Raw genomic sequence first — 10,745 nt, 5'->3', positions numbered from 1 at the left:
GCCTCCTTCGGTCGTGCTCGTTCGCAGTGCTCTCAGTCCCAGCGGAGTCCTCCGCGACGCCATTCGTAGGCGTAGGCCACTGAGACGTTGACGAGGAAGAGGGCGACGGCGATGAGCCCGAACCACCCGAGACTCTCGGAGGCCACCGCCCAGGGGTAGAGGAAGACGATCTCGATGTCGAAGATGATGAACAGCATCGCGGTGAGGTAGTACTTCACCGGGAATCGCTGGACGACGCCGGCGGTCGGGGGCAACGGTTCGATGCCGCATTCGTAGGCCTCGAGTTTGGCGCGGTTGCGGCGGCGAGGGCCGATCACGGAGGCGATGACCACGGAGACGAGTGCGAACGCCAGCGCGATGGCACCCAGTACGAGGATCGGTCCGTAAGCGTTCATGCCGGCGTAGCCTCCACTTCCGCAGTGCTGGTCGAGACGGCCATCACGTGCCAGATGATCTGTGACTCAACCCACACCCTACTCACGTAATTGCGTGTGCTGTGGGACTTCTCGGTGAAGTCGCGAGTCCGCGAGGGCTACCGCAACAGCGCGACGACGGTCCGCGGCAGCTCCAGCGGATCCACCGGGAGATCGGCGGTGGCGTCGGCCCGCGACCAGTCGGCGAGCCAGCGGTCGGCCCGGCGAGCGATGAGCACGAGCAGCGGGGGGCACGGGTCGTATTCGTCGCGGATCTGCTTGGCCAGACCGAGCCCGCCGGTGGGCGCGGACTCGCCGTCGAGCACCGCGAGATCGACCGTCCCCTCGTCGAGGTGAGCGAGCACCATCGGCGCGGTGGCCACCTCGATGTACTCCAGATCGGGAAGGTCGGGGTGGAGGCGTTCGCCGAGTGCGCTGAGGACCTGGCGGCGGGTGCCGGAGTCGTCGGAGTAGACGAGGACCCGCGCAGTGACGCGATCGTCGGCCGGAGAACTGTTCGAGCGGCTCACGGTGTCGACCCTAGTGCGATGCGGTCGCCGTCTGGGTGCTTTCGCCGAGCGGGTGCTCGGTCACCGGTGTTCGATCGCGTACCGGACGCGAGCCGCCGCGGCGGCGACCGCGGTGTGAACGTCGTCGCCGGTGATGAGGCGGGTCACCAGTGCGGCGGTGAAGGTGTCGCCGAGTCCCTTCGCCCAGGTCGCGATCTCCGGGCCCGACACGGTCCGGTGCTCGTCGGCGGTCACGATGAGGTTGTCGATCACGCCCTCGTCGGTGTGCACGCCCGTCACGATCACGGTGCAGTGATCGGAGGGCGCGCGGCCGGCGGGGAGGAGGAGTCTGCGTGCCAGGCCGGTGATGCCGGAGTCGGCCTCATCCGAGGCTTCGCCAGCGGGGTGTTCGGGGCCGGCGGGGTGTCCGGGGCCGACGAGGTGCTCGAGTTCGAATCGGTTCGGCGTGAGTACCGCCGCCAGCGGCACCAGCGCGTCGCGGAGTGCCGGGGCGACGGCGGGGTCGGTGTAGAAGCCGACGTCCGAGTCGCCGAAGGTCGGATCGAGGATCAGCGGCGGACGCTCGCGCTCGTCGAGTGAGCGGTACCACGCGGCGATGGCGTGCGCCTGTCCCGGCGACGCCAGATAGCCGACGGCTATCGCCTCCACCGCGCGCAGGGCGCCCGTGGCGCCGAGGTCGCGCAAGGCGGCGTCGATCCATTCCGGCGTGACCTCGACGGTCTGCACCGACGGGTAATGGGGGAGATTGCTCAGGACGAGTGTGGGAACGGCCGCACAACGGACACCGGCCTCTTCGTAGACGGGCATGGCCGCGTTGAGACCGACGGAGCCGAAGACCAGTTGCGACCCGAAGGCGACCACTCGTGCCGGGCGCGGATCGAGTTCGAAGTCGCGGGCGTCGTCGGTGGTGTACATGGCGCTCGACACCTTACCGGTACGACACACATGATCGACGCCACTGGGACCTCACACTCGGCGTCGCCAGAACGTCTGCTCTATGAATGGAAAGCGAGGTGAGTGCGATGACGAGACGACACGCGGTGGTGGACACCGAACTGGGCCGGTTGACCATGGTCGCCGACGGCTCGGCACTGACAGCCGTCTACTTCCCCCACCACTGGCATCTGCCGCCCGAAACGGAGTACGGGGAGCCGACCGCCGCCGACGACCCGGTGTTCGTCCAGGCGGCCCGGGAACTCGACGAGTACGTCGCCGGCGACCGGCGTGAGTTCGACGTCGAGATCGCGACCTCCGGAGACGATTTCTCCGAACGGGTGTGGGCGATGCTGAGAGAGATCCCGTACGGGGAGACGACGACGTACGGTGAGCTCGCGCGCAGGCTCGGCAACCCGCGCCTGGCACAGCGCGTCGGTCAGTGCGTGGGCCGCAACCCGATCAGCGTGATCATTCCGTGCCACCGCGTGATCGGCGCGGACGGCTCGCTCACCGGGTACGCCGGCGGGCTGGATCGCAAACGTCGGCTGCTGGAGATCGAAGAACCGCCGGAGGTGTCCGATGCCCGCCTGTTCTGACGATCCACGATGAGGGAGCCCTTCGACCGGATCGTCGCGCAGCACGGAGCCGTTGTGCTGCGCGTGTGCCGCGGTGTGCTCGGTGCCGGCCCGGATGCGGACGACGCGTGGTCGGAGACCTTTCTGGCGGCGCTGCGAGCGTGGCCGGATCTGGAGGAGGGCACCGACGTCGAAGCCTGGCTGGTCCGGGTGGCGCAACGGAAGGCGATCGACGTCATCCGGGCGCGTGCGCGGAACGCGGTGCCGATCGACGAGGTGCCCGAACGGGAGTCGCAATACGGGCTGCCGGGAACCGGGGACGCGGACGTGTGGGACGCGGTCGCCGACCTCCCGCCCCGGCAGCGTCTGGCGGTCGGCTACCACTACCTCGCTCGGCTCAGTCACGTCGAGACGGCCGAGATCATCGGCGGAACGCCCGCGGCGGTCCGGCGCGCCGCCGCCGACGGCATCAGATCCCTGCGCAAGACCTACGGCACCACCGATATCTGCTCGGAGAAGGGAGGCCCGCGATGACGGACCTGTTCCCGGTCGCACCGGACGACCTCGGCCGGCTGCACGCCCGGCTCACGACAGCCGCTGACGAGAACGCGCTGCTGGACGTGGCGTATCGGACGGTCGACACCCCGGTCGGGCCGCTGCTCCTGGCCGCCACCGAGGCCGGATTGGTCCGCATCGCGTTCGAGAGCGAGGACTTCGACGCGGTGCTGGACGTTCTGGCCGCGAAGGTGAGTTCCCGGATACTTCGCGCGCCGCGTCGGCTCGACGCCGTCGCAGCACAGTTGGACGAGTACTTCCGCGGCCGGCGCCGGCGGTTCGACGTGGCGCTGGACTTCCGGCTGTCGTCCGGCTTCCGGCAGACGGTGCAGCGGTATCTGCCGCACATCGGGTACGGGCACACGCAGTCGTACCGGGAGGTCGCCGAGTCGGTGGGTAACCCGGGGGCCGTGCGCGCGGTCGGCACCGCATGCGCCACCAACCCGTTGCCCGTCGTCGTCCCATGCCATCGGGTGCTGCGCGCCGACGGGAGCCTCGGCGGCTATCTGGGGGGCGTCGAAGCGAAGACGGCACTGCTGACGCTGGAGCGTGCCGCGTGAACGGGAGCCCGAACACGCTCTTCGGCGACGACGATCTGGGGCGGCCGCCGCCCGAGCTCCCGGACGGCGCGGCGCTGGTCCGCGGGTGGCTCACGCCGCACCAGCAGCGGTGGTTGGTCGCGCAGTACCGCCGGTGGGCGGCCGGACCGGTGCCGCCGCATTCGGCGCGCATCGGGGAGCATCGGATGAGCGTGCGGACCGTCTGCCTCGGCTGGCATTGGCGTCCGTACCGGTACTCGCGCGACGCCGTCGACGTCAACGGGCGCCGGGTGCTCGGCTTCCCGGACTGGATGGTGCGGCTGGGGCGCCAGGCGCTGACGGCGGCCGGCGATCCGAGCGCCGAGCGGTACACGCCCGACACGGCGCTTGTGAACTACTACGACGCCGGCGCGAGGATGGGGATGCATCAGGACCGGGACGAGGTGTCGCGCGAGCCGGTGGTCTCGCTGTCGATCGGCGATACGGCGCGTTTCCGGTTCGGCAACACCGAGAACCGGAGTCGACCGTACCGGGACTTCGACCTGGAGTCGGGGGACCTGTTCGTCTTCGGCGGACCGTCGCGGCTGGCGTATCACGGCGTGCAGCGCATCCATCCGGGCACCGCGCCGGACGACTGCGGTCTCGCGGCGGGCCGGATCAACATCACCATGCGGGTCACCGGGCTGTCGGAGTGATGGCGAGCCGAAGCCGGTGACGGGCGAGTGAGGATTTCAGGAAGGACACCATGACTGCAGAACCCGAGGACGTCACCGGCTCCGGCCTGGTGGTCGGCGACGACGGCCTCGCGCGCCCGGTGTGGGCGAGCACCGATCCGCTCCTTCGCGAGTACTACGACACCGAGTGGGGTGTGCCCGTGCGTGATGAGCAGGGCCTCTACGAACGACTCAGTCTCGAGGCCTTCCAGTCGGGGCTGTCGTGGGCGACGATTCTGCGCAAACGCCCCGCGTTCCGCCGGGCCTTCGACGGCTTCGATCCGGAACGCGTGGCCCGCTACGGCGACGCCGACGTCGCCCGACTGATGAACGACGCCGGGATCGTGCGCAACCGAGCGAAGATCCTCGCCGCGATCACCAACGCCGGGGCCACCCTGTCGCTGCGCGAGAAGGGCGGTCTGGCCGAGTTCATCTGGAGCTTCCGGCCCGACGAGACGCCGCGTCCGCGCACGCACGCGGACGTGCCCACCCAGTCGCCCGAGTCGAAGGCGCTGGCGAAAGCGCTGAGACGCGAAGGCTTCTCCTTCGTCGGACCGACCACGATGTACGCGCTGATGGAGGCGGTCGGAATCGTCGACACCCATCTGCTGGGCTCTCATCGCCGGGGGACGTCGGGGGTATGGCCGGACTGACGCCGGCGCCGTGTGGGCGAGGGTTTGTGCCGCTTACTACAGCTAGCGACGCAGGTCAGCGGAATCAGAAGTGTGTGCAACGTCTCGCATTCGCGAGTCGAGTCGTTTTGAATCACCGGCAGCGGGACAATGGACGCGACTAAATATCAGAGAGTTCCACAAGAACGACGATCAGATAAGAGGTTTCCACCTATGGCCTCCACGGACCAGACGATCATCTACACCCTCACCGACGAGGCACCGCGACTCGCGACCTCCGCGTTCCTGCCGATCATCCGCACGTTCGCAGAACCCGCCGGCATCGACGTCCAGACCAGTGACATCTCGGTCGCAGCGCGCATCCTCGCCGCGTTCCCGGACTATCTGACCGACGAGCAGAAGGTGCCCGACAATCTCGCCGAGCTCGGTCGGCTGACGCAGAAGCCCGACACCAACATCATCAAGCTCCCCAACATCAGCGCATCGGTTCCGCAGCTGAACGCGGCCATCCACGAGCTGCAGGCCAAGGGTTACGCGGTCCCGGACTACCCCCAGGATCCGAAGACCCCGGAGGAGGAGGAGATCCGCAACCGCTACTCGGCATGTCTGGGCAGTGCGGTCAATCCCGTTCTCCGCGAAGGTAACTCCGACCGGCGCGCGCCGAAGGCCGTCAAGGAGTACGCGCGCAAGAACCCGCACAGCATGGGCAAGTGGTCGATGGCCTCGCAGTCGCACGTGGCGCACATGACGCACGGCGACTTCTACGCGGGTGAGAAGTCGATGATCATGGACCACGCGTGCGAGGCGCGCATGGAGGTGGTGACCGCCGACGGCGAGACGCACGTGATGAAGACGGTGTCGCTGGACGAGGGCGACGTCATCGACAGCATGTTCATGAGCAAGAAGGCGCTGCTCGAGTTCTACGAGGAGCAGCTCAACGACGCCAAGGAGACCGGCGTCATGTTCTCGCTCCACGTCAAGGCCACCATGATGAAGGTCTCGCACCCGATCGTCTTCGGCCACTGCGTCAAGGTGTTCTACAAGGACGCGTTCGCCAAGCACGGCGCTCTCTTCGACGAACTCGGCGTCAACGTCAACAACGGCCTCGTGGACCTCTACGAGAAGATCGACACACTGCCCGCGTCCAAGCGCGAGGAGATCATCGAGGATCTGCACCGCTGCCACGAGCATCGCCCGGAGTTGGCGATGGTCGACTCGGCGCGCGGCATCTCGAACTTCCACTCGCCCAGCGATGTGATCGTCGACGCGTCGATGCCTGCCATGATCCGCATCGGCGGCAAGATGTACGGCGCCGACGGCCGTAAGAAGGACACCAAGGCGGTGATGCCGGAGTCGACCTTCGCGCGGATCTACCAGGAGATCATCAACTTCTGCAAGACCAACGGCGCGTTCGACCCCACCACCATGGGCACGGTGCCGAACGTCGGACTGATGGCGCAGAAGGCCGAGGAGTACGGCTCGCACGACAAGACCTTCGAGATCCCGCAGGACGGCGTCGCCAACATCGTCGACGCGGGCACCGGCGAGGTGCTTCTGTCGCAGAACGTCGAGGCCGGGGACATCTGGCGCATGTGCATCGTCAAGGACGCGCCGATCCAGGACTGGGTCAAGCTGGCCGTCACGCGTTCGCGCGCCTCGGGGATGCCCGCGGTGTTCTGGCTCGACCCGTACCGTCCGCACGAGAACAACCTGATCACGCTGGTCAAGAAGTACCTGAAGGACCACGATACCGAGGGCCTGGACATCCAGATCATGTCCCAGGTGCGCGCCATGCGCTACACCCTCGAGCGCGCCTGGCGCGGTCTCGACACCATCTCGGTGACCGGCAACATCCTGCGCGACTACCTGACCGACCTGTTCCCGATCCTGGAGCTGGGCACCAGCGCCAAGATGCTCTCGATCGTGCCGCTGATGGCCGGCGGCGGACTCTACGAGACCGGTGCGGGCGGCTCCGCGCCCAAGCACGTCAAGCAGTTGGTCGAGGAGAATCACCTCCGCTGGGATTCGCTGGGCGAGTTCCTGGCGCTGGCCGCGAGCCTGGAGGACATGGGCCGCAAGTACGACAACGAGAAGGCCGCGGTCCTCGCCACCACGCTCGACGCGGCGACCAGCAAGCTGCTCGACAACCGGAAGTCGCCGTCGCGCAAGACCGGCGAGCTCGACAACCGCGGCAGCCAGTTCTACCTGGCGATGTACTGGGCACAGGAGCTGGCGGCGCAGACGCAGGACGCGGAACTGGCCGCGCACTTCGCTCCGCTGGCCGAGAAGCTGGCCGCCGACGAGCAGCGCATCGTCGACGAGATCGCCGCGGTCCAGGGCCACTCGGTCGATCTCGGCGGCTACTACCTCGCCGACTCCGCGAAGCTGGAGAAGGTGATGTGCCCGAGCGAGACGCTCAACACGGCACTGGAGCAGGCGCGCGGCTGAGGTACGCGCCCACCCCGGTGACGACCGACGGACGGCCGATGGTCATCGACCATCGGCCGTCCGTCGTCTGCCGGTCATGACGGCGCGCCGGAACCCTCGCGCGGGATGAGGGCGTCCGCGGTCGACAGCGGAACCGGAGTGAACATCGCGGGCTCGTCCTCGGGATCCAGGGCCGTGGCGCGTGACTCGCCGTCCAGGTGCCAGAGCTCACCCCAGGCCCGGGACGTGGTCAGTGCCCGGCGGCAGTGCTCCAGACGGACCGCGTTGTACCCGGCGAGCGCGGCGTCCCAGTCGACGCCGCCGTCGGCGCGCCGGTGCCGGGCGCAGTGCGATACGGCCGTGCACCCAGTCGTCGAGCGGTTCCCGGTCGAACATGCGCCACCACTTGTCGCGCCACATGTGGGCCACTTCGTCGCGGACGAAGTCGACGGTGTGCTCGAAGGCCGCGTCCAGCTCATCGGGGGTGCCCCAGTCCTCTTCGCCGGCGAGGGCCTTCGGCGACTCGAAGACGTACACCTGGTTGAGCATCGCTCCGCCACGCAGGCCGTAGTGCACGAAGTGGCCCCGAGGCCCTACGTAGACGCCCACTTCCGACAGATCGACGCCCGCGGCGCGCGGGGTCTCGGCGGGGACGGTCCCGCGATCACCACCTCGGCGCGCTCCACGGTGCCGTCGGCGAGGTCGACGTGCGCGCACGTCTCCGCGGTGCGGTAACCCACCGCGTCTCGCAGACGCCGATCGACCGAGAGCGCTGGAAGAACTGGGCCTCGAATGGCTACGGCGGCGAGGTGGTGATCGGCCAGGACCTGCAGCGGGTATCGATCACCTGACCGCTGGGCATCTGTGCTCGATACGGGCGCGGTGAGCCACGGCACTGCGAAGTTCGCAGATCTGTGAGATGCTCTATGAAGCGGGTGGGCAGATTTTGCCCCCTGCAATCTGAAGAAAGCAGTAACACAGCATGGCACAAGGAACCGTCAAGTGGTTCAATGGCGAAAAGGGCTTCGGCTTCATCGCTCCCGACAGCGGTAGTGAAGACGTCTTCGTCCACTACTCGGCTATCTCCGGCGGAGGATTCCGCAACCTGGAGGAAGCACAGCGGGTCGAGTTCGACCTGGAGCAGGGCGCCAAGGGCCCCCAGGCGACGAACGTGACAGCAGTCTAAAGACTTAGACACACGGAACGCCCCGGATCTCTCGCGAGATCCGGGGCGTTCTGCATGCCGGGATGTTCTTGCCCGTGGGGTGAGGAGTCCGTGCGATATGCGACGAGGGCCCGGTCGGCGTTCTCGCCGTCCGGGCCCTCGTCGTTCTTCGGGGTGAGTGACGGGACTCGAACCCGCGACAGCCAGGATCACAACCTGGTGCTCTACCAACTGAACTACACTCACCATCGGCGCAGCTGCACAGCGTTCACACGTTGTTTGCCGAGCCAGGCTCATACTCTAGCCGGTTTTCACCCAGAAACTCCAATCGGTTCCTGACCAGCGTGTTTACGCGGGGCCAAGCCGTTCGACGACCTCTTCGAGGGTCTTCGCGTCGGGGCCGGGGGCGGGAACGAAGGCGGTCTCGCGGTAGTAGCGCAGTTCCCGGATCGATTCGCGGATGTCGGCGAGTGCGCGATGGGCGAGCCCCTTCTGCGGCTGACCGAAGTAGATCGGCGGGTACCAGCGACGGCACAGCTCCTTGATCGAGCTGACGTCCACCATCCGATAGTGCAGGTAGGCGTTCAGCTCGGGCATGTCCCGGGCGATGAAGCCGCGATCGGTGCCGATGGAGTTGCCCGCGAGCGGGGCCGCGCCGGCCGTGGTGATGTGCTCGCGCAGGTAGTCCAGAACCGCCTTCTCCGCTTCGGCGAGCGTGACGGTGGAGGCGCGCACCTCTTCGGTGAGCCCGGAGTCGGCATGCATCTTGGCGACCACCTCGGGCATGCCCGCGAGGGCCTCGTCGTCGGCGTGGATGACGAGGTCGACCCCCTCGCCGATGATGTTCAAGTCGCTGTCGGTGACGAGAGCGGCGATTTCGATGAGCTTGTCCGAGCCGATATCCAGTCCGGTCATCTCACAGTCGATCCACACGAGTTTGTCTTGCACTCGATCAACTGTAATCGGGACGGCGTGCCGCCGTCTGTCCGCGTGCGCGGTACGAGCTACTCGCCTTCGCCGAGCTTGCTGTAGAACTTGCCGACGATCGGCGCGACCACGGCACGCGGCGAATAGCCGCCGGCCACGGACATCGCCTTGCTCAGTGTCCCCGGAACCACGCGCATCTTGTTGCGGCTCAACGCATCCAGGCTCATCTCCGCTACCTTCTGGGAATCGTGCCAGAGGAAGCCCGGGACCAGCTTGTCGACGATCGACGCCTCCTCGGCGGTGGGGGTGTGCGTGCGGACCGGTCCCGGAGCCAGCAGTGTGACGTGCACCCCGGTGTCTTTGAGTTCCCCGCGCAGCGACTCGCTGAAGGTGTTGACGAAGGCCTTCGTCGCCGCATACGTCGCATTGTTGGGAATCGGCATATTGCCTGCGGCGGAGCCGACCATCAGGATGCCGCCGGAGCCGCGTTCGACCATCTGCGGAAGAACCGCGAGAGTGAGATCGTGCACGGCGTTCGCGTTGAGCCGGACCTGGGCGCGCTCGTATGCGGAGTCGAGGCCGGCGAGCGGCCCGAAGGTCGCGATCCCCGCGTTATTGCAGAGGATGGAGATCTCGCGACTCGACAGTTCGTCGCACAGTGCGTCGACCGCGTCGAGATCGGAGAGGTCCGCCGCCCGCACGTCCGCGTCCACCTGGAACCGCGACCGCAGTTCGATGGCGAGCTCATGAAGTACGTTCTCCCGCCGCGCCACCAGGATCACCGAGTGGCCGCGAGCGGCGAGCGTCCGCGCCAACGCCATTCCGATGCCGGAGGACGCTCCGGTGACCACGGCGCGGGCAGACGAACGAGGCGGCATCAACATGGGCCACATCGTATCGACGGCCTCGGACATCGGCCGAAAGGTGTCGGCTACTTGCCCGCGACGAGACCGTGGATCGCTCGCACGCGGGGTTCGAGTGCGGCGTGCAGGTCCGCGGGGAGCGTGCCGAGTACGTCGATCTCCACTCCGCCCCCGAGCTGAGCCAGCCGCGGAAGGACCTCGGCCACATTGCCGACGTGTTCGACCACCGCCGCCGCGTCTCGGTAGCGCTCCAGCACCACGCATCGGCTGCGGTCGTCGTCCATGAACCAGTCGTACTGCAGGTTGCCCTTCTCCGTCCGCACCGCGTCGAGGGACTCGGCGACGGCCGCCGTGAACGCGGCGACGTTCTCCTCCGGGATGTTCGGGAAGGTGGCGATCATGACGATCTCGTTCTCGTTCATTCGGGCTCTTCTCTTCTGGTCGCGGGCGCCGTCGTTCCGATGCGGGTA

15 protein-coding genes and 1 tRNA gene are annotated in these 10,745 nt (G+C 67.5%); 8 read left to right on the top strand and 8 right to left on the bottom strand.

The annotated features are described in order from the left end of the window. Positions 1–32: 32 nt before the first annotated feature. The 3 genes from ACE11G_RS11175 to ACE11G_RS11165 all read right to left on the bottom strand — a co-directional run bounded on the left by ACE11G_RS11175 (position 33) and on the right by ACE11G_RS11165 (position 1,858). A complete protein-coding gene (locus tag ACE11G_RS11175) occupies positions 33–395 on the bottom strand; it encodes an NADH-quinone oxidoreductase subunit A (RefSeq protein WP_006896580.1) in 363 nt (120 codons plus the stop codon). Between the two features lie 137 nt (positions 396–532). Further along, positions 533–943 (bottom strand): hypothetical protein, encoded by a 411-nt coding sequence (locus ACE11G_RS11170; protein ID WP_006896581.1) that lies wholly within the window; start codon positions 941–943, stop codon positions 533–535. Positions 944–1,003: 60 nt separating this feature from the next. Beyond that, on the bottom strand, positions 1,004–1,858 hold the full coding sequence (locus ACE11G_RS11165) for a bifunctional hydroxymethylpyrimidine kinase/phosphomethylpyrimidine kinase (protein ID WP_375002181.1): 855 nt from the start codon (positions 1,856–1,858) through the stop codon (positions 1,004–1,006). Between the two features lie 107 nt (positions 1,859–1,965). Between ACE11G_RS11165 and ACE11G_RS11160 the strand changes: the two genes are divergently transcribed. From ACE11G_RS11160 to ACE11G_RS11135, 6 genes are all read left to right on the top strand, one after another. Continuing rightward, positions 1,966–2,475, top strand: a complete 510-nt coding sequence (locus ACE11G_RS11160) for a methylated-DNA--[protein]-cysteine S-methyltransferase (protein ID WP_039867493.1) — start codon at positions 1,966–1,968, stop codon at positions 2,473–2,475. 9 nt (positions 2,476–2,484) lie between these two features. Then, entirely contained in the window at positions 2,485–2,988 is a 504-nt protein-coding gene (locus tag ACE11G_RS11155) for an RNA polymerase sigma factor (RefSeq protein WP_045539932.1), read from the top strand. After that, positions 2,985–3,569 carry a methylated-DNA--[protein]-cysteine S-methyltransferase gene (locus tag ACE11G_RS11150; protein WP_062367594.1) on the top strand — a complete coding sequence of 195 codons (585 nt, stop codon included), beginning with the start codon at positions 2,985–2,987 and terminating at the stop codon, positions 3,567–3,569. Before ACE11G_RS11155 ends, ACE11G_RS11150 begins: the two co-directional genes overlap by 4 nt. Continuing rightward, entirely contained in the window at positions 3,566–4,243 is a 678-nt protein-coding gene (locus ACE11G_RS11145) for an alpha-ketoglutarate-dependent dioxygenase AlkB (protein WP_375002178.1), read from the top strand. Before ACE11G_RS11150 ends, ACE11G_RS11145 begins: the two co-directional genes overlap by 4 nt. 50 nt (positions 4,244–4,293) lie before the next feature. Next, positions 4,294–4,914 carry a DNA-3-methyladenine glycosylase I gene (locus ACE11G_RS11140; RefSeq protein WP_062367595.1) on the top strand — a complete coding sequence of 207 codons (621 nt, stop codon included), beginning with the start codon at positions 4,294–4,296 and terminating at the stop codon, positions 4,912–4,914. Positions 4,915–5,106: 192 nt separating this feature from the next. Then, positions 5,107–7,341, top strand: coding sequence for an NADP-dependent isocitrate dehydrogenase (locus tag ACE11G_RS11135; RefSeq protein WP_062367596.1), 2,235 nt, complete (start codon positions 5,107–5,109; stop codon positions 7,339–7,341). Between the two features lie 207 nt (positions 7,342–7,548). On the opposite strand, the gene ACE11G_RS11130 is transcribed toward ACE11G_RS11135, so the two are convergent. Continuing rightward, on the bottom strand, positions 7,549–7,869 hold the full coding sequence (locus ACE11G_RS11130) for a hypothetical protein (RefSeq protein ID WP_197462936.1): 321 nt from the start codon (positions 7,867–7,869) through the stop codon (positions 7,549–7,551). A 158-nt stretch (positions 7,870–8,027) separates the two neighbouring features. Here ACE11G_RS11130 and ACE11G_RS11125 point away from each other — a divergent pair, with 158 nt between their 5' ends. Beyond that, positions 8,028–8,171 (top strand): hypothetical protein, encoded by a 144-nt coding sequence (locus ACE11G_RS11125; protein WP_156150521.1) that lies wholly within the window; start codon positions 8,028–8,030, stop codon positions 8,169–8,171. Between the two features lie 131 nt (positions 8,172–8,302). After that, positions 8,303–8,506 (top strand): cold-shock protein, encoded by a 204-nt coding sequence (locus ACE11G_RS11120; RefSeq protein WP_006896590.1) that lies wholly within the window; start codon positions 8,303–8,305, stop codon positions 8,504–8,506. Positions 8,507–8,658: 152 nt separating this feature from the next. Here ACE11G_RS11120 and ACE11G_RS11115 read toward each other — a convergent pair. The 4 genes from ACE11G_RS11115 to ACE11G_RS11100 form a co-directional block, all read right to left on the bottom strand. Next, positions 8,659–8,731, bottom strand: a tRNA-His gene (locus ACE11G_RS11115). A 102-nt stretch (positions 8,732–8,833) separates the two neighbouring features. Continuing rightward, positions 8,834–9,433 carry an oligoribonuclease gene (gene orn / locus ACE11G_RS11110; protein ID WP_006896591.1) on the bottom strand — a complete coding sequence of 200 codons (600 nt, stop codon included), beginning with the start codon at positions 9,431–9,433 and terminating at the stop codon, positions 8,834–8,836. A 56-nt stretch (positions 9,434–9,489) separates the two neighbouring features. Continuing rightward, on the bottom strand, positions 9,490–10,296 hold the full coding sequence (gene cmrA / locus ACE11G_RS11105; protein ID WP_006896592.1) for a mycolate reductase: 807 nt from the start codon (positions 10,294–10,296) through the stop codon (positions 9,490–9,492). Positions 10,297–10,343: 47 nt separating this feature from the next. After that, positions 10,344–10,697, bottom strand: coding sequence for a putative quinol monooxygenase (locus ACE11G_RS11100; RefSeq protein ID WP_062367597.1), 354 nt, complete (start codon positions 10,695–10,697; stop codon positions 10,344–10,346). Between the last annotated feature and the right edge of the window lie 48 nt (positions 10,698–10,745).

The sequence above is a fragment of the Gordonia sp. PS3 genome, assembly GCF_041950545.1.
GTDB lineage: Bacteria > Actinomycetota > Actinomycetes > Mycobacteriales > Mycobacteriaceae > Gordonia > Gordonia sihwensis.
The sequence above is the reverse complement of the archived record's forward strand: the minus strand, read 5'-3'. Positions and strand labels throughout refer to the sequence as shown.

Excerpts from the sequence above, each read along its gene's own strand:
- ACE11G_RS11175 (WP_006896580.1), bottom strand. The coding sequence starts at position 395 with ATGAACGCTTACGGACCGATCCTCGTACTGGGTGCCATCGCGCTGGCG.
- ACE11G_RS11165 (WP_375002181.1), bottom strand. The coding sequence starts at position 1,858 with ATGTACACCACCGACGACGCCCGCGACTTCGAACTCGATCCGCGCCCG.
- ACE11G_RS11160 (WP_039867493.1), top strand. The coding sequence starts at position 1,966 with ATGACGAGACGACACGCGGTGGTGGACACCGAACTGGGCCGGTTGACC.
- ACE11G_RS11155 (WP_045539932.1), top strand. The coding sequence starts at position 2,485 with ATGAGGGAGCCCTTCGACCGGATCGTCGCGCAGCACGGAGCCGTTGTG.
- ACE11G_RS11150 (WP_062367594.1), top strand. The coding sequence starts at position 2,985 with ATGACGGACCTGTTCCCGGTCGCACCGGACGACCTCGGCCGGCTGCAC.
- ACE11G_RS11140 (WP_062367595.1), top strand. The coding sequence starts at position 4,294 with ATGACTGCAGAACCCGAGGACGTCACCGGCTCCGGCCTGGTGGTCGGC.
- ACE11G_RS11135 (WP_062367596.1), top strand. The coding sequence starts at position 5,107 with ATGGCCTCCACGGACCAGACGATCATCTACACCCTCACCGACGAGGCA.
- ACE11G_RS11130 (WP_197462936.1), bottom strand. The coding sequence starts at position 7,869 with ATGCTCAACCAGGTGTACGTCTTCGAGTCGCCGAAGGCCCTCGCCGGC.
- ACE11G_RS11120 (WP_006896590.1), top strand. The coding sequence starts at position 8,303 with ATGGCACAAGGAACCGTCAAGTGGTTCAATGGCGAAAAGGGCTTCGGC.
- cmrA (WP_006896592.1), bottom strand. The coding sequence starts at position 10,296 with ATGTTGATGCCGCCTCGTTCGTCTGCCCGCGCCGTGGTCACCGGAGCG.
- ACE11G_RS11100 (WP_062367597.1), bottom strand. The coding sequence starts at position 10,697 with ATGAACGAGAACGAGATCGTCATGATCGCCACCTTCCCGAACATCCCG.